Below are 16,922 nucleotides of genomic sequence, written 5' to 3' on the forward strand. Positions count from 1 at the left end.
CCCAGGGGTATGGTCCATTTCCATGGCGAAATCGTGGGCCACTTTCGGCGTCGACCTGCATCTGGAACCGAGCGGACCAGGTGTCCGCCGGGGCCTCACCGACGCCCTGCGCGAGGCCGTCCGAACCGGCCGCCTGGCCCCGGGCACCCGGCTGCCCTCCTCCCGCTCCCTCGCCGCCGACCTGGGCATCGCCCGCAACACGGTCGCCGACGCGTACGCCGACCTGGTGGCCGAGGGCTGGCTCACGGCCCGGCAGGGCTCGGGCACGAGCGTCGCAAGGGGAGCGGCCGCGGCGGGGGCACCGGATGCGGGGGTGCCTGCCTCGGGGGTGCCTGCGGTGGGGGCGCCTGGGGCGGAAGTGCCTGCGGCGGGAGCGCCGGTCACGGCCGGCCCACGCCTCTCCGGCCGCCCCGCCTACAACCTGATCCCCGGCACTCCCGACCTCGCCGCCTTCCCGCGCGCCCAGTGGCTCAAGGCAGCCCGCCGCGCCCTCGCCACCGCGCCGAACGAGGCCTTCGACTACGGCGACCCCCGCGGCCGTGTCGAACTGCGCACCGCCCTCGCCGGCTACCTCGCCCGCGCGCGTGGCGTACGCACCGGCCCGGACCGCGTCCTGATCTGCTCCGGCATCTCGCACGGCCTGCGCATCCTCGCGGCGGTCCTGCGGGCACGCGGCGCAGACACGGTCGCCGTGGAGTCCTACGGCCTGCACGTCCACTGGGACCTGCTCGCCGACGCCGGACTGCGCACGGTCCCCCTGCCGTTCGACGAACGGGGCACGGATCCCGGCCGGTTGGCGGACCAGCAGGCCGTACTGCTCACCCCCGCACACCAGTTCCCGATGGGCGGCGTGCTGCACCGCGACCGCCGGGCGGCCGTCGTCGACTGGGCCCGCCGCACCGGCGGAGTGGTCGTCGAGGACGACTACGACGGCGAGTTCCGCTACGACCGTCAGCCCGTCGGGGCCCTCCAGGGCCTCGACCCGGACCATGTCGTCCACATGGGCACGGCCAGCAAGTCCCTCGCCCCCGGTCTGCGCCTGGCCTGGCTGGTGCTGCCGCCGGGACTCCTCGGCGAGGCGCTGCGGGCGAAGGGCCGCGTCGACTCCAGCGGGGTCCTGGACCAGCTGACCCTCGCCGAGTTCATCGTCTCCGGCGCCTACGACCGCCACGTCCGCGCGGCCCGGCTGCGCTACCGGCGCCGCCGCGACGCCCTGGTCGCCGAACTCGCCCGGCGGGCCCCGCACATCCACGCCACCGGCATCGCGGCCGGTCTGCACATCGTGCTGCGCCTTCCGCCGGGCACCGAGCAGGCGACCCTGCGGGCGGCGGCCTGGCAGGACCTCGCGGTGCACGGCCTGCGCCTCTACCGCCATCCGCAGGCCACGACCCGGCCCCCGGACGCCCTGGTGGTGGGGTACGGGACACCGCCGGACCACGCCTGGTCGGGTGCCCTGGACGCACTGTGCGCCGCCCTGCCGGACCTGCCGGAAAAGACGGAAACCGTGTCTTGATCGGGCCGTTTTCTTTTCAGGAATAAGGTCGCACGGATAGAGTCACCTCATGAGCGATTCAATATCCCGTGTGGCCCTGAAGAAAATCACCCCCGATGTGTCCAAGGCGATGGGTTCCCTGCACGCCGCCGCCGTTTCCGCGGCGCAGGACGCCAAGGTGGAACCGGAAATCCTGGAGCTGATCAGGATCCGCGCCTCGCAGATCAACGGCTGCTCGTTCTGCCTCGACATGCACACCAAGGACGCCCGCGCGGCCGACGAGACCGAGCAGCGGATCTACGCGCTGAGCGCGTGGCGGGAGACCCCCTTCTTCACCGAACGCGAGCGCGCCGCACTGGCGTTGACCGAGGCCGTGACCCTCATCGCCGACGACCGCGTACCGGACGCCGTCTACGCCGAGGCCGCCGAGGTCTTCGACGAGGCCCAGATCGCGGCCCTGATCTGGGCGGCCACCGTCATCAACGCCTACAACCGGATCGCCATCGCGACCCGGATGACGCCGGGCGCCTATCAGCCGGCGAAGAAGTAGCGGAACAGGAAATGTGTAATACGGGCATCGAGTTATTCCGATGCCCGTACTCCTATGTCTCCCGCTTATTACGGCAGCGGCTCCATGATGTCGTCCAGCCATTTCCGCCATTCCGGTGCGCGAAGTGTCGGGCCCGCCTCGATCGGCCCTTCCGCCGCACCCGCCTCGCCGGGCTCACCGGTCTCGCCGGCCCAGCTGGTCACCGGCCGGATGCCGTGCAGGGCGTTCACCAGCCACACCTCCAGGCCGTCCAGTTCCGCGACCGTCCGCTCGCGGTGGGCGACCCGGATGCCCTCACGGTGGGCCCGTTCCTGGATGAGGGCGACGGTCACCCCGGGCAGGACGGGCAGCCGGGGCGGCGGCAGACACAGGGTGTCGTCCTCCCACCACAGCACGCTCGCGGTGGCCGCCTCCAGCACGATCCCGGTCGGCGCCACGAGCACCGCCTCGTCGGCCCCCTCGACGGAGGCCCGCCGCCGGACCCGGGCGAGTGTCTCCAGGTCGGGCCCCTTGCGGCGAGGCACGGTCCGCGGATCGGACTGGCCCGTGGCCCAGACCCGTACACCCGTACCGAGCGGAGGCGCGACCCGCAGGAGTAGCCGCAACTCCCGTGCTCCCACGCCCAGTTCCACCCGCGGAAACCACTCGCCCGTACGTGGCAGCGCGTCCGTCATGTCCCGCCAGAACTCCAGCAACCGGCGCAACGGCGGCCCGTCGCACTCCCCGCAGGCCCGCAGGAAACGCTCCCGATGCCGCTCGAACCCGCGCACCCTCCCCTCCCGCACCAGCCAGGAGTCCGCCACGAGCAGCCGCCCGCCACGCTCCTGGACCGGGATCAGCCCGCCGGCGGGTGTCCACGCCGACAGGCCTTCCATGACGACAGGTTGAGCCACAGCCGTACCTCCAGAGCTCTCAGTACTTACGGCCCGCCACCGCGGGCGCCCCGCCCCGGGGCCCGTACGGCGCGTGCTCCAGCCACGCCCCGCACCACGGCAGCACCGGCGCCAGCGCGGCCGCCGCACGCTGCCGGGCCCGTACGATCCGTCGTTTGGGGCGCAGATGGTCCAGCGCGGTGCCGGCGGCGGCGCTGTTGTACAGGGCGGCCGCCCGCCGTACATGGGCGAACTCGTCCACCGCCTCCGCCGTCCCCGCCGCGATCGCCCGCGCGGCCGCCGCCGCGTCCGCGATCCCGCTGTTCATGCCGCGCGCGCCGAACGGCGGGAACAGATGCGCCGCCTCACCCACGAGCAGCACCCGCCGACGCGCATCGGCGAACTCGGCCGCGACCATCCGCAGGAACCGGTACGTGGACACCCACAGCAGCCGTTCCGTGTACGCCTCTCCCACGACCGCCGGCAGCCACCGCCGTACGCTCTCGCGTGTCCCGAAGTCCTCCTGCGCGTCGTCGTCCCGGCACTGCAGGTCGATCTGGAACCCGCCGGTGAACGGCACCCGCATCACACTGCGCCGCCCGACGCCCGGATGCTCGTAGTGGAAGACGCGCTCCGACGACGGCTCGGTGTCCGGGAGTTCGGCCACGTCGACGACGACATGGAACCCCTCACCCCGCTCACCCTCCATGGCGATCCCGAGCCCCCGGCGCACGGCGGACCGCGCCCCGTCGGCGGCGACGACGAACTCGGCGCTCCACTCCCGCCCGTCCGCACAGGCCAGTTCGACGCCCGACTCCGTCGTCCGTACGCCCGTCACCCGCGCGTCCCACTCGAACTCCACCCCGGACCGCTCGCAGGCGGCCCGCAGGAAGCGCTCGGTGTCGACCTGGCGCAGACTGGTGAAGGGCGGCGGCCCCGATGGGGGAGGGAACGTACGGGAGTACACCTCACGGCCGCGGTAGAGGGTCCGCTTGGTCTGCCAGGTCCGTCCGTAGGAGGTGATCTCCTCGGCCAGCCCCGGCTGCATGCCCTCCAGCAGGGCGAGGGTCTCCCGGTGCACGAACAGGGCCCGACTGCCCGGCCGCACCCGGTCCTTCGCCTCCGCCTCCAGGAGCACGACCGGCAGGCCGTGCGCCCGCAGCCCGAGCGCCGCCGACAGCCCGACGGGCCCGGCTCCCACCACCACGACCGGTCTCACGCGTGTGCGCCCTGCGCCAGCAGCCGGCTGATCTCCACCCGCTTCACCTTCCAGGTCGCCGTCATCGGCAGCTCCTCGAACCGCCACTGACGCGGCTCGGCCATCGCCGGCAGATCGGCGGTCGCCTCCCGCCACCGCTCCGGATCGAGAGGCTCCTCCCCGCGTACGCACACCACCGGCACCGGCTCCCGGTCCGCCCCCGGCACGATGACGACCTCACGCAGCTCCTCCAGCCGGTCCATCAGGGCGTCCTCGACCTCCAGATTGCTGTGCACGGCGTCGATCTGGTCGATCTCCCGGTCGATCAGATACAGCGCGCCGAGACGGCTCCGATAACCCATGTCGCCCATCTCCCACCAGCCGTCGTTGAGCTGACGGTCGTAGCGGTCCTGCATGCCCAGGTAGGTGAGGATGCGGCCCCGGGTGCGGGCCTCGATCCGGCCGGGTGTGCCGGGCGCGGCGGGCCGTCCGTCGTTCCCGGTGACCCGCACCCGGGTGAACCCGGGTATCCCGGTCCCGACCCTCCGCCCGTCCGCCCGCGCCGCACTGCGCCGGGTGAACCACTGGAAGGCGACCGGCCCCGTCTCGCTCTGTCCGTACAGCTGGATCAGCCAGGGCGTACGCCGCTTCGAGGCGTCCAGCAGCCGCCGTACCGTCCGCGGATGGATCGCGTCGAACGTCGACCCGTACGACCGCACCCGCGACAGCGGCGCCCCGGGCGCGTCGGCCAGCTCCTCCCACAGCACGAAGGTGTTGGGGTGGGTCTCGACGATGCCGGGCCGGTGGCGCACGAGCAGCGGTCCCACCGCGGCCGGGTCCGGGTCGGTGATCAGCACCAGCGGGCTGCCGAAGTGCAGCAGCACGCCGAGGAGATGGTAGAAGCGCGAGTGCACGAACGACATGTGCAGCGCCGCCGTCTCCCCGCGCGTGGGCCAGCCCATCGCCTTCTGCGGTACGAGCCTGTTCCACATGGTGTTCGCGCAGTGCACGGCGAGCTTGGGCAGACCGGTGGTCCCCGAACTGTGGGTGATCAGGGCGGGCTCGCGGGGGTGCAGCCGTACGGCGGGCGGGCGTTCGGACCCGGCGTACCTCTCCAGGTCGTCGACGGCGAGCGTGTCGCGCACGGCGAGGCCCACGCCCTTCAACGGCCCTTCCAGCTTGGTCCGGTCGGTGATCAGCCACGGCTGCCGCAGCCGCTCGACCAGCTCCCCGACCACCTCTCCGGCGAGGGCCGGCGAGAGCAGCACGGGCACCGCGCCGATCCGGGAGACCGCGCAGGTCAGCAGGACGATGTCGACATTGTCCGTCTTGTGGACCACGACCTGCTCGGAGGGCCGTACCCCTGCCTCCCACAGCCGTCCCGACAGCTCCTCGACGATGTCCGCCAGGGCCGCGTAGGTGAGGTCGACGCCGAGCTCGGGATGGGTGTCCAGGGGCCGGTCGAGCGTGACGAAGACGGCCCCGTGGCGGTCGGCCGCACGGCGGAACATCGGGCCGAGGTAGAACCCCCGGTCGGTGAACGGGGGTTGCTGCTCTCGCATGGGGCCGTTCCTTTCAGTGGGGTTCAGCAAGTCGGTGGGGTGCGCCGAGCGGGGGTGCGGCGGTCGGGGCGAGGCGGTCGGGGTGCACCGATTCGGTGGGGGTCGGGCCGGTGGGGGATTCGGGCCGGGTGGGGGTTCACCAGGCGCCCTGACGGACCAGGTGGCGGCGGAGCTTGCCGGTGGGGGTGCGGGGGAGGGAGGGGACGAGGCTGACGCTGCGGGGGACCTTGAAGGCGGCCAGCCGCTCACGCGCCAGACGCAGCAGGTCTTCCTGGAGGGCGCCGGTCGGATCCGGGGCGGCCGGTACGACGAAGGCGCGCAGCCTGCTCGCCCCGGTCCCGTCGGTGACGGCGGCCACCGCGACCTCCTTGACCGCCGGGTGGCCGCGCAGGACGGCCTCCACCTCCAGCGGGGAGACGGTGATGCCGCCGACCATCTCCATGTCGTCGGCACGGCCCAGGTGCCGGTAGGTGCCGTCGTGCTCGCGGCGCGCCCGGTCATGGGTGGCGAGCCAGCCGCCGACCAGGGTGCGGTCGGTCTCCTCGGGCCGGTTGAGATAGCCGGGCGTCAACGTCGGCCCGCGCACCCAGAGTTCGCCCTCCGCACCGTCCTCCACGGGGCGGCCGGCGCGGTCGCGCAGCTCCACCTCGAACCCGGGGACGGGGCGGCCGACCGTGCCGGGGTGGTTGTGGTCGAAGCTGTTGGCGCAGAAGGCGTGACCGGCCTCGGTGGAGCCGATCTGCTCGAGCACCGGCGCCCCGAGCAGCTCGGTGACCTGCCGTCCGAGCCCGTCCGGCATGCCCTCGCCGGCCGACACGGCCGCCCGTACGGAGGCGAAGCACGCCTCGTGGCCACTGCCTCGGTCCGCCACCAGCGCCGCGTACGCCGAGGGCACGGAGTACAGCAGCGTCACCCGATGCCGGGCCACCAGCTCGTCCACGGCGGCCGGGGTGGGCCGCCGGTCCACCAGCACCGCGGACGAACCGGAGAACAGCGGGAAGACGAACGCGTTGCCGAAGCCGTAGGCGAAATAGAGCTTCGACACGGAGAGGGTCACGTCGTCCTGTGTGATCCGCAGCAGCCGGCGCCCGATGAGGTCGTGATACGCCTTCGGGTCGCCGTGTGTGTGCAGCACCCCCTTGGGACGGCCCGTGGTGCCGGACGTGTACTGCACATACAGGGGGCTGTGCGCGTCGACCGGGTACGCGGAGGCCGGCCCGGCGGTCGCGGTGAGCGCCAGCAACTGGTCCGCGCCGAGCCGGGGGCGGTCCGCGAACCGGTCCTCGAGGCCCGGGCCCGTCACGCACAGTACGGCCCCGGTGTCGGCGGCCATGAACGCCTGGTCGGCCGCCGGGAGTTCGGGGTTCACCAGCACGGCCACGGCACCCAGCCGGGCGGTGGCGAGGAACGCCGTCACCCAGGCGATCCCGTCCGGCAGCGCCAGCACCACCCGGTCACCGGGCCGTACCCCGTGGCCGGCCAGCACGGTGGCCGTCCTCGCGGCGAGCGCGTGCACCTCGCCATGGGTCCAGACACGATGCCCCTGGTGGAAGGCGGGCCGAGCGGCCCAGCCACGGCGCTCGGCGAGATCGGCCAGCTGGGCGGCGAGATTGCCGGGCATTTGCGTGCCGGCTTCGGCGTCGAGCCGGGTGTCGGTCTCCATGTCGGCCTCGACCAGGGACGGCACGGTCTGCGGAGTCGTCGTCATCGCACCGACTCCTCGGCCACCGTGTGCTCATGCCGGGCATCCACGCGGGCCGTGGTGAACTCCCGCTGCTCCCGAACGCGGTCGGTGGTGTAGAGCCGCAGCGCCCGCATCTGCGCCGCCGTCTTCAGCAGCATCTCGTCGTACTCGGCGACCGGATCGGAGTCGAGCACGATCGCACCCCCGGCGCCCAGCTGCATCACCCCGTCGGCGATCACGGCGGTCCGTATGACGATGTTCAGATCCGCACCGCCGCTGCACCCCAGGTAACCGAGCGCCCCGGAGTACACGCCCCGCGCCTCGGTCTCCAGCGAGTCGATGATCTCCAGCGTCCGCAGCTTCGGCGCCCCGGTCATCGAACCGCCGGGAAAACAGGCCCGTACGCAGTCCACCGCGTCCGTACCGTTCCTGAGCCGCCCCTCGACGGTGGAGACCAGCTGATGCACGGTCGCGTACGTCTCCGTCGCCATCAGCCGCGTCACCCGCACCGAACCCGTACGGCACACCCGCCCCAGGTCATTGCGGAGCAGGTCGACGATCATCAGGTTCTCGGCCCGGGTCTTGGCGTCCGCCGCCAGCGCGTCCCGCAGCCGGGCGTCCTCCTCCGGCCCGTCACCGCGCGGCGCGGTCCCCTTGATCGGCCGGGCCTCGGCCACCCCGTCCCGGGTGATCCGCAGAAACCGCTCGGGGGAGGATCCGGCCACATCGACGTCCCCGAACCTCAGGAAGGCCGCGTACGGGGCCGGGTTGACCCGGCGCAGCACCCGGTAGAAGTCGAACGCGTCGGGCGGAGCGGGTAAGCGGGCCGCGTTGGTGAGACAGATCTCGTAGCTCGTCCCCGCCCTCAGCTCCCGTCGGCAGGCCTCGATATCGGCGATGTACCCGGCCCGGTCCCGCACCAGCCACGGCTCGGCGGCGCCGAGGTCGGGCTCGACGGCGGCGGGCGGCGGCGGACGTTCGGCATCCGCGGAGACGAAGGTCAGCTGGGCCACCGCGCTCTCCAGCCAGTCCTCGGCCTCCCGCGTGCCCTGCGGGGTGCCCTCGGCCAGACAGACCGCGTAGGTGAACCCCTTCAGATGGTCCACCGCGATCAACCGGTCCGCGAACAGCCAGCACGCGTCCGGGACTTCGGAGGAGTGCCGGTTCGGTGAACCGCAGTCGGCCTTCACCTCGTAGCCGAAGTAGCCGACATAGCCCCCGGTGAAGTCGAACGGCAGCCCGCCCGCATCCACCCTCCGGCTCGTCAACTGCCGTCTCAGATAGTCGAAGACGCTCGCCGCGACCTTCCGTGTCGGCCGCCCCGCCCGCTCGACCTCGCACCGTCCGCTCTCGACGTCGTAGCGCACATACTCCGCGAGCGGCCCGCTGTCGTCACCGAAGAACGAGAACCGCGACCGCCCCTCCTCGACCAGGGCGCTGTCCAGCCAGAACGACCGCCGGGACGCCCCGTACATCCGGGTGAAGGCGGCCTCCGTGTCGACCGCGCCGGCGATCCGGCGGGAGTGCAGCCGGTAGGCGGGGGCGGCCCCGGATGCCCGGCGAGGACGCGGGATCGCCGTCACGGAGGCCGGGATCGCCGCCGCGTCCGGGGTGACCGCGGTGTTCTTGGTCCGCAGTCTGCGGGCCCGCTTCGCCGTGAGATTGCGGAAGTTGACCAGCATCCGGTGCCCGTACTCGGTGAGCACCGACTCCGGATGGAACTGCACCCCCCACAGCGGCCGGCCGCGGTGCCTGATCCCCATCAGCACCCCGTCCTCCGCCCAGGCGGTGGCCTCCAGCATCTCCGGCAGCGGCTCGCGCACCGCCAGCGAGTGGTAGCGGACGGCGGTGAAGTCCTGCGGGAGTCCCTGGAACAGGTCCCGTCCGTCGTGCCGGACCGTGGACAGATGCCCGTGCCGGGGCTGCGGTGCGGGCGCCACCACGCCCTGTTCCCCGAGCGCGATGCCCTGGTGCCCCAGGCAGACGCCGAGGACGGGGACGGTCGACTCGGCGAGCACCACGGCACTGAGCCCGAAGTCACGGGCCTCGGCCGGGTGCCCCGGCCCCGGCGACACCACGACATTGTCGAATTGCCCGAGGTATTCCACAAGATCGGGAATTCTGCTGGGGATGTCGTCGGCGTCGTTCAGGACCACAACCGGTTCCTCGCCGTTGACCTCGGCGATCAGCTGGAACAGGTTGTAGGTGTACGAGTCGTAATTGTCGATGAGCAGGGTCTTCACCCGCCCACCTCCCTTGGTTCGTTGCGGGCCTATGCGGTCCGTCTTTTGTGCCGTCCGCGAAGTGCCTGGAGAGGCGGATACAGCCATTTCTTGAAGAAACGCTGGAGCCGGGGCATCAGAATCCAGGTGACGATTGCCGTGACACACAGGCACAAGAACAGCGTGCGGACGAGCGGATTGAGTCCGCCGAGATAAGGAATGACAATGATATTGAACAGGAGTACCGGCGGAAAAACCGCACTCATGTTGATGAACCAGAGCTTCCATTTCGGCGGCGGGGTCGGCGCCTTCGGTGTGGTGGTCTGGGAGTCGAACCACACCTTGGAGCCCTGCACGCTCCGGCGCTCCGTCTCCCGGGCGAAGCCCGCCGTACGGATGTCCCACTGCGTCCGTTCGGTCGAGTCCTCCCAGGCTCGGGCCGTCCCGTCGCTGGCGAAGCGATAGACGACATGCCACTCCGCCTCTCGGTCGACAAGGACGCCACCCCCCATGAAGCCCGGCTGCTGTGCGCTCGCGCCGAGCATCGCCCACCCCCACGAGTGGAAGTCGGACTCGCGGCCAGGAGTCACGTGATAGGCCACGGTGACGGTGACGGGATTACTGGTCACGCCGTCCAGTACGCGGAAACTCCACAGCACGTTCAAATCTTCAACGATGTTTTTCCAGCTGTCCGTATCGTGCTCTTTTATCGGCCTTTCGGTCACCTTGACGTGCTCTGTGGGGCTGTACTCGAGGTAACTTTTCCCGAATTCGGGGAAGCGCTTGCCGGTTGGCTTGTCAAAGTTGCACGATCGCTTTCCCCGAGCCTTCCGGCTTTTCCGGATCGAAGGAGAAACATGTCCAGGTACGACTGGGATATGAACCACGAGGGAATAGACCGGGCCCGTTCCGTGATCGAGCCCGCACGGAAGGAAGTCACCGCCCATCCCATTTATCAGCGGATTGACGATCGCGCCGATCTGGCGACGTTCATGGAGCACCATGTCTTCGCGGTGTGGGACTTCATGTCCCTCCTCAAGTCCCTCCAACGGGACCTCACCTGCGTCGACGTCCCCTGGGTCCCCCGCGGCACGGAGGTGAGCCGGCGGCTCATCAACGACATCGTCCTCGTCGAGGAGAGCGACGAGCTCAACGGCGGCTTCACCAGCCACTTCGAGCTCTACCGCGCCGCCATGGCCGAAGCGGGCGCGGAGACGGCCCGCCTCGACACGTTCCTCGCCCTCCTCACCGAGGGCCACGGCGTCCCGGCCGCCCTGCGCGGCGCGCAAGTCCCGCTCCCCGCGTCGGAGTTCGTCCGCACGACCTTCGCCATCATCGAGGACCGGCCCCTGCACTGCCGGGCGGCCGCCTTCGCCTTCTCCCGCGAGGACCTGATCCCCGACATGTTCGACCAGGTCATCAGCAAGGAGGGGACCGAACACTTCCCCCTCTTCCGCGACTACCTCGCCCGCCACATCGAGGTCGACGGCGAGGAACACACCCCCATGGCCCTCCAGATGGTCGCCGACCTCTGCGGCACCGACGACACCCGCTGGGAAGAGGCCGTCGAAACGGCCACCCTCGCCCTGGAGGCCCGGTCACGCCTGTGGGACGGGATCACAGAGGCGATGGGGTGAGAACGGCGGGGGGAGAGGGAAGCTTTGGGCGCGGACGGTGGCTTGAGGCGTGCTGCTTCGGGAGCGGGCGGTGGCTTGAGGCGGGCGGCTTCGGGAGCGGGTGGTGGCTTGAAGGGTGGGGTGCGTGAGGTGGGCCCGAGAAGCCCGCCGGGACCGGCCCGCGCTGCGTGGCCGCCGCGACGGTCGCCAAAGGACCGAGCGTTGCGGGGCGCCGAGTCGTCACGCCGGCTCCACCGATGTCTCCCCCTCCACCGGCGCCTCCCCGAACCGTGCCAGCGCCAGCGCCCCCGCCACCGCGATCATGAAGCCCAGCACCGCGAGCCAGGTCAGGCCCTCCCGGGTACGGTCCCCGAGCCATACCACCCCCACCGCGGCCGGCCCGATCGTCTCGCCGATCACCATGCCGGCGGTCGCCGTGGTCACCGAGCCGCGCTGCAGCGCCGAGGTCAGCAGTAGGAAGGCGGCGCCTCCACCGATGAGCAGGGCGTACGTCGCCGGGTTGGTGAGCAGATGCGACGGGGCGAGTGTGTCGATCAGCCGCACCGACACCTCCACCACCCCGAACCCGAACCCGGCTCCCAGCCCGAGCACCAGCGCCCGCCCCCGCCCGGACCACCGCCCACCGAGCAGCCCGAGCAGCAGCACCGCGACGGCGACCGCGAGCATCGCCCACTTCAACGCCGCCGACCCGGCGCGATCCCCCTCGGCCCCCGACGCCAGCCCCAGCATCGCCAGCCCGGCGCACACGACCCCCACCGCGCCCCACTCCACCCCGCTGAGCCGCACATGCAGCAGCCGGGCCGCGACCACGCCCGTCACCGCCAGGCTGGAGGCGAGGGCAGCGGCCACCGCGTAGATGGGGATCGACCGCAGCGCCACGATCTGCAGCAGGAACCCCAGCCCGTCCAGGGCGAGCCCGGCCATGTACCGCCACTGCCGCAGCGCCCGCAGCAGCAGCGCCGCCTCCCCGCCGCCTCCCTCGGTCGCCGCCCGCGCGGCCACCGCCTGCAACACCGTCGCCGTACCGAAGCAGACCGCCGCACCGAGAGCGCACACCATCCCAAAGATCACAAAGTGACTGTAGGGGAGAGGCTCGTTGGGCGGGGGCGCCGGGAGCCGCGCTCTTACCTCTCTTTAGGCTGTGGTCCGAACAAGCCGGACGGCCACGGGCCAGCCACGCGGGACAGCCACAGCGAACGGGGAGACAAGAAGATGGCGGACGCACGCCGACAACTACGCTCGGGCACGGTCGTACTCGGCGGCATGGGCCTTCTCGCCGCCGCCCTCACCGCCTGCTCCTCCGAACCCGACAAGCGCTGCGTGGACCGCGACAGCTACAACCTGACCAAGGGCTACAAGGTCGTCGCCGACAAGAACTGCAAGTCCAGCAGCACCTCCGTCCACGGCATCTGGTACTACCAGGGCAAGAAGGAGGACGGCTGGGTCGACGGCGGTTCCTTCAGCAAGCCCGGCAAGTCCTCCGGCGGTTCCGGCCACGGGGTCTCCCGGGGCGGTTTCGGCGGCGGCAAGGGCAGTTCCGGCGGCTGAACCACCCATGCGGCGACACACCCTCACCCCCCGCCCCGGCTGGCAGCGGACCGTCGAGGAGCAGGGCCTCGTCTACCCCCTGACCCGTCACCCCGACGGCTCCCTGCGCCCCTACTGGGACGAGAGCGCCTACTACTCCTTCACCCTTGACGAGGTCGAGGCACTGGAGGAGACCGTCGAGGAACTCCACCGCATGTGCCTGGCCGCCGCCGAGCACATCGTCACGGGCGACCGCTTCTCCGACCTGGGCATCACCGACCCGCGCGTGGCCCAGGCGGTCGCCGAGGCCTGGCAGCGTCGCGCCGAACTCCCCTCCCTCTACGGCCGCTTCGACCTCCGCCACGACGGCACGGGCCCGGCGAAGCTCCTGGAGTACAACGCCGACACCCCGACCTCCCTGGTCGAGGCCGCCTCCCCCCAGTGGTTCTGGATGGAGGACCGCTTCCCGGGCGCCGACCAGTGGAACTCCCTCCACGAACGCCTCGTCGCCGCCTGGAAGCGACAGGCCACCCTCCTCCCGCCGGGCAGTCCCCTCTACTTCGCGCACTCCTCGGACGACGAACTCGGCGAGGACCTGATGACCGTCGCCTATCTGAAGGAGACCGCCGAACAGGCGGGTCTGGACACCGACTGGATCTCCATGGAGGAGATCGGCTGGGACCGTCTCTCCGGCCGCTTCGTCGACAGCCAACTCCGCTTCATCCGCAGCTGCTTCAAGCTGTACCCGTGGGAGTGGCTCACCACCGACCGCTTCGCCGGCCATGTCCTCGACACCCTCGACAACGGCGGCGGCACCGGCACCACCCTGTGGATCGAGCCCGCCTGGAAGATGCTGCTCAGCAACAAGGCGCTGCTCGCCGTCCTCTGGGAGCTGTACCCGGGCCATCCCAACCTTCTCCCCGCCTATCTGGACGGTCCCCGCGAGCTCGCCTCGACCACCGGTTACGTCGCCAAGCCCCTGCTGGGCCGCGAGGGAGCCGGCGTCACCGTCCATGAGCCCGGCAGCGACCCGGTCCCGCGCGAAGAGGCCTGCTGCTACCAGGGGTTGGCCCCGCTGCCCGACTTCGACGGCAACCGCGTCGTGCTCGGCGCGTGGGTGGTCGAGAACGAGTCGGCGGGCCTGGGCATCCGAGAATCCTCCGGGCTGGTCACGGACGAGTACGCACGCTTCCTGCCGCATCTGATCCGGTGACGCGCGGTTCCTGAGTGTCCCCTTGGCGCACGGCGGCCGGTGGTCCCCTGGCGCGCGGTGGTGGTGGCTAAAGGTCCAGTACAGCCCGCAGTTGGGTCAGTCCCCAGTCCAGATCCTCCTTTTCGACGACGAGGGGCGGTGCGAGGCGGATCGTCGGGCCGTGGGTGTCCTTCACCAGCACTCCGCGGTCCATCAGCTTCTCGGACACCTCCCGTCCCGTGCCGTACCGCGGATGGATGTCGACCCCCGCCCACAGCCCGCGCCCCCGGACCGCCGTGACCCGCCCCGCATCGGCCAGCCCCCGCAACCCCCGGTGCAGATGCGCCCCGAGCTCCGCCGCCCGCGCCTGGAACTCACCCGTCCGCAGCATCGCGATCACCTCCAGGGCCACCGCGCAGGCCAGGGGATTGCCGCCGAAGGTGGACCCGTGTTCCCCGGGAAGGAACACCCCGAGCACGGCGGCACTCGACACCACCGCCGACACCGGGACGATCCCGCCGCCCAGCGCCTTGCCGAGCACATACACATCGGGCACCACGTCCTCGTGCTCGCATGCGAAGGTCCTTCCCGTCCGCCCCAGCCCCGACTGGATCTCGTCCGCGACGAACAGGACCTCCCGCTCCCGGGTCAGCTCCCGCACCGCCGGCAGATAACCGCCCGGCGGCACCAGCACTCCCGCCTCGCCCTGGATCGGCTCCAGCAGCACGGCCACCGTGTTCTCCGTGACCGCCGAACGCATCGCCGTCAGATCGCCGTACGGCACGATCTCGAAGCCCGGTGTGTACGGCCCGAAGTCCGCGCGCGCGTCCGAGTCCGTGGAGAAGCTGATCAGCGTCGTCGTACGCCCATGGAAGTTGTTCCCGGCGACCACGATCTTCGCCATCTCCGCGGGTACGCCCTTGACCTTGTACCCCCACTTCCGGGCCGTCTTCACCGCGGTCTCCACCGCCTCCGCGCCCGTGTTCATCGGCAGCACCATCTCCATCCCGCACAGCTCGGCGAGCTCGGAGCAGAACGCCGCGAACCGGTCGTGGTGGAACGCCCGCGACGTCAGCGTCACCCGGTCCAGCTGCGCCTTCGCCGCCGCCACCAGCCGTCGGTTGCGGTGGCCGAAGTTGAGGGCCGAGTAACCGGCCAGCAGGTCCAGATACCGCCTCCCCTCCACGTCCGTCATCCAGGCGCCGTCGGCGGTGGCGACGACCACGGGCAGCGGGTGATAGGTGTGCGCACTGTGCGCGTCGGCGGCGGCGATCAGGTTTTCCATCGCGGTCACGGCGCCTCCCGGGGTGAGGATCCCCCTGTTCCTATCGTCGCTCGCATGGTGGACGCGGGCCCTGCCCCGTTGAGCGGGCCCGGTAGGCTGACCGACGGGCCGTGACTGGCGCGCTGGGATGGGACCGACCATCGGGGAGCGGCCCGAGCAGAGACAGTGCCGTGCGCCTGGGCCGTACCGTGAACGCTGAACGCCAACGTCCGGAGGTCCCTCATGTCAGCCGAGTCCCTCTCCACCGAGTCCACCGCCTTCCGCGCCGCCCTCGATGTGATCCGCGCCGTCGAGCCACGCGTGGCGGACGCCATCGGCCAGGAGGTCGCCGACCAGCGCGAGATGCTCAAGCTGATCGCCTCGGAGAACTACGCCTCCCCGGCCACCCTCCTCGCAATGGGCAACTGGTTCAGCGACAAGTACGCCGAGGGCACCGTCGGCCGTCGTTTCTACGCCGGCTGTCGCAACGTCGACACCGTCGAGTCCCTCGCCGCCGAGCACGCCAAGGAGCTCTTCGGCGCCCGCCACGCCTACGTCCAGCCGCACTCCGGCATCGACGCCAACCTCGTGGCGTTCTGGGCCGTACTCGCCGACCGCGTGGAGGTCCCCTTCCTGGAGAAGGCCGGCGCCCGCCAAGTCAACGACCTCACCGACGCCGACTGGGCCGAGCTCCGCCAGGCCTTCGGCAACCAGCGCATGCTCGGCATGTCCCTGGACGCCGGCGGTCACCTCACCCACGGCTTCCGTCCGAACATCTCGGGCAAGATGTTCGACCAGCGCTCCTACGGCACCGACCCGGCGACCGGCCTCATCGACTACGAGGCGCTGCGGGTCTCCGCCCGCGAGTTCAAGCCGCTGATCATCGTCGCCGGCTACTCCGCCTACCCGCGCCTGGTGAACTTCCGCATCATGCGTGAGATCGCCGACGAGGTCGGGGCGACCCTGATGGTGGACATGGCGCACTTCGCCGGCCTGGTCGCGGGCAAGGTGCTGACCGGCGACTTCGACCCGGTGCCGCACGCCCAGATCGTCACCACCACCACCCACAAGTCGCTGCGCGGCCCGCGCGGCGGCATGGTCCTGTGCGACGACTCCCTCAAGGACCAGGTCGACCGCGGCTGCCCGATGGTCCTCGGCGGTCCGCTCCCGCACGTCATGGCCGCCAAGGCCGTCGCCCTGGCCGAGGCGCGTCAGCCCTCCTTCCAGGACTACGCCCAGCGCATCGTGGACAACTCGCGGGCGCTGGCGGAGGGCCTGATGCGCCGGGGTGCGACCCTGGTCACCGGCGGCACGGACAACCACCTGAACCTGATCGACGTCGCCACCTCCTACGGCCTCACCGGCCGCCAGGCCGAGGCCGCGCTCCTCGAGTCCGGCATCGTCACCAACCGCAACGCCATCCCCGCCGACCCGAACGGTGCCTGGTACACCTCCGGCATCCGCATCGGCACCCCCGCCCTGACCACGCGCGGTCTGGGCACGGCGGAGATGGACGAGGTGGCGGGCCTGATCGACCGCGTCCTGACCACCGCCGAGCCGGGCACCACCAAGTCGGGAGCCCCCTCCAAGGCCCAGCACGTCCTCGACGCGAAGATCGCGGACGAGATCGCCCGCCGCGCGACGGACCTGGTGGCCGGCTTCCCGCTGTACCCGGAGATCGACCTGGGCTGAAGGCCGTCTCCCGGGCTGACGCCCCCTTGG

14 protein-coding genes and 1 riboswitch are annotated in these 16,922 nt (G+C 71.3%); of the genes, 6 read left to right on the plus strand and 8 right to left on the minus strand.

From position 1 onward, the window contains the following. Positions 1-22 precede the first annotated feature (22 nt). Positions 23-1,513, plus strand: coding sequence for a PLP-dependent aminotransferase family protein (locus ABZT17_RS02175; protein WP_356342551.1), 1,491 nt, complete (start codon positions 23-25; stop codon positions 1,511-1,513). A 49-nt stretch (positions 1,514-1,562) separates the two neighbouring features. Beyond that, complete coding sequence (locus tag ABZT17_RS02180) at positions 1,563-2,042, plus strand: carboxymuconolactone decarboxylase family protein (protein ID WP_356342553.1); 480 nt, start codon at positions 1,563-1,565, stop codon at positions 2,040-2,042. Positions 2,043-2,110: 68 nt separating this feature from the next. On the opposite strand, the gene ABZT17_RS02185 is transcribed toward ABZT17_RS02180, so the two are convergent. From ABZT17_RS02185 to ABZT17_RS02210, 6 genes are all read right to left on the minus strand, one after another. Next, on the minus strand, positions 2,111-2,935 hold the full coding sequence (locus tag ABZT17_RS02185; protein WP_356342555.1) for an aminotransferase class IV: 825 nt from the start codon (positions 2,933-2,935) through the stop codon (positions 2,111-2,113). Positions 2,936-2,954: 19 nt separating this feature from the next. Further along, positions 2,955-4,133, minus strand: a complete 1,179-nt coding sequence (locus ABZT17_RS02190; RefSeq protein ID WP_356342557.1) for an FAD-dependent monooxygenase — start codon at positions 4,131-4,133, stop codon at positions 2,955-2,957. Further along, positions 4,130-5,674, minus strand: a complete 1,545-nt coding sequence (locus tag ABZT17_RS02195) for an AMP-binding protein (RefSeq protein ID WP_356342559.1) — start codon at positions 5,672-5,674, stop codon at positions 4,130-4,132. Before ABZT17_RS02195 ends, ABZT17_RS02190 begins: the two co-directional genes overlap by 4 nt. A gap of 136 nt (positions 5,675-5,810) precedes the next feature. Next, positions 5,811-7,337 carry a benzoate-CoA ligase family protein gene (locus ABZT17_RS02200; protein WP_356342660.1) on the minus strand — a complete coding sequence of 509 codons (1,527 nt, stop codon included), beginning with the start codon at positions 7,335-7,337 and terminating at the stop codon, positions 5,811-5,813. Between the two features lie 41 nt (positions 7,338-7,378). Further along, positions 7,379-9,601, minus strand: a complete 2,223-nt coding sequence (pabB, locus tag ABZT17_RS02205; protein ID WP_356342562.1) for an aminodeoxychorismate synthase component I — start codon at positions 9,599-9,601, stop codon at positions 7,379-7,381. A gap of 29 nt (positions 9,602-9,630) precedes the next feature. Continuing rightward, positions 9,631-10,209: a hypothetical protein gene (locus ABZT17_RS02210; RefSeq protein WP_356342662.1), complete on the minus strand. Its 579-nt coding sequence runs from the start codon at positions 10,207-10,209 to the stop codon at positions 9,631-9,633. Positions 10,210-10,572: 363 nt separating this feature from the next. Here ABZT17_RS02210 and ABZT17_RS02215 point away from each other — a divergent pair, with 363 nt between their 5' ends. After that, positions 10,573-11,217, plus strand: a complete 645-nt coding sequence (locus ABZT17_RS02215; RefSeq protein WP_356342565.1) for a DUF3050 domain-containing protein — start codon at positions 10,573-10,575, stop codon at positions 11,215-11,217. Positions 11,218-11,436: 219 nt separating this feature from the next. Here ABZT17_RS02215 and ABZT17_RS02220 read toward each other — a convergent pair whose 3' ends face one another. After that, complete coding sequence (locus ABZT17_RS02220) at positions 11,437-12,276, minus strand: DMT family transporter (RefSeq protein WP_356342664.1); 840 nt, start codon at positions 12,274-12,276, stop codon at positions 11,437-11,439. A gap of 153 nt (positions 12,277-12,429) precedes the next feature. On the opposite strand from ABZT17_RS02220, the gene ABZT17_RS02225 reads away from it, so the two are divergent. Continuing rightward, positions 12,430-12,765: a hypothetical protein gene (locus tag ABZT17_RS02225; RefSeq protein WP_356342567.1), complete on the plus strand. Its 336-nt coding sequence runs from the start codon at positions 12,430-12,432 to the stop codon at positions 12,763-12,765. 7 nt (positions 12,766-12,772) lie between these two features. After that, positions 12,773-13,957, plus strand: coding sequence for a glutathionylspermidine synthase family protein (locus ABZT17_RS02230; RefSeq protein ID WP_356342569.1), 1,185 nt, complete (start codon positions 12,773-12,775; stop codon positions 13,955-13,957). Positions 13,958-14,024: 67 nt separating this feature from the next. Here ABZT17_RS02230 and rocD read toward each other — a convergent pair whose 3' ends face one another. Beyond that, positions 14,025-15,230 carry an ornithine--oxo-acid transaminase gene (gene rocD / locus ABZT17_RS02235; protein WP_356342573.1) on the minus strand — a complete coding sequence of 402 codons (1,206 nt, stop codon included), beginning with the start codon at positions 15,228-15,230 and terminating at the stop codon, positions 14,025-14,027. Positions 15,231-15,321: 91 nt separating this feature from the next. Further along, positions 15,322-15,410, plus strand: a riboswitch (ZMP/ZTP riboswitch). Positions 15,411-15,443: 33 nt separating this feature from the next. Here rocD and ABZT17_RS02240 point away from each other — a divergent pair. Then, positions 15,444-16,892: a glycine hydroxymethyltransferase gene (locus ABZT17_RS02240; protein ID WP_356342575.1), complete on the plus strand. Its 1,449-nt coding sequence runs from the start codon at positions 15,444-15,446 to the stop codon at positions 16,890-16,892. Positions 16,893-16,922 lie beyond the last annotated feature (30 nt).

This window comes from Streptomyces sp. NPDC005648 (genome assembly GCF_040605395.1).
GTDB lineage: Bacteria > Actinomycetota > Actinomycetes > Streptomycetales > Streptomycetaceae > Streptomyces.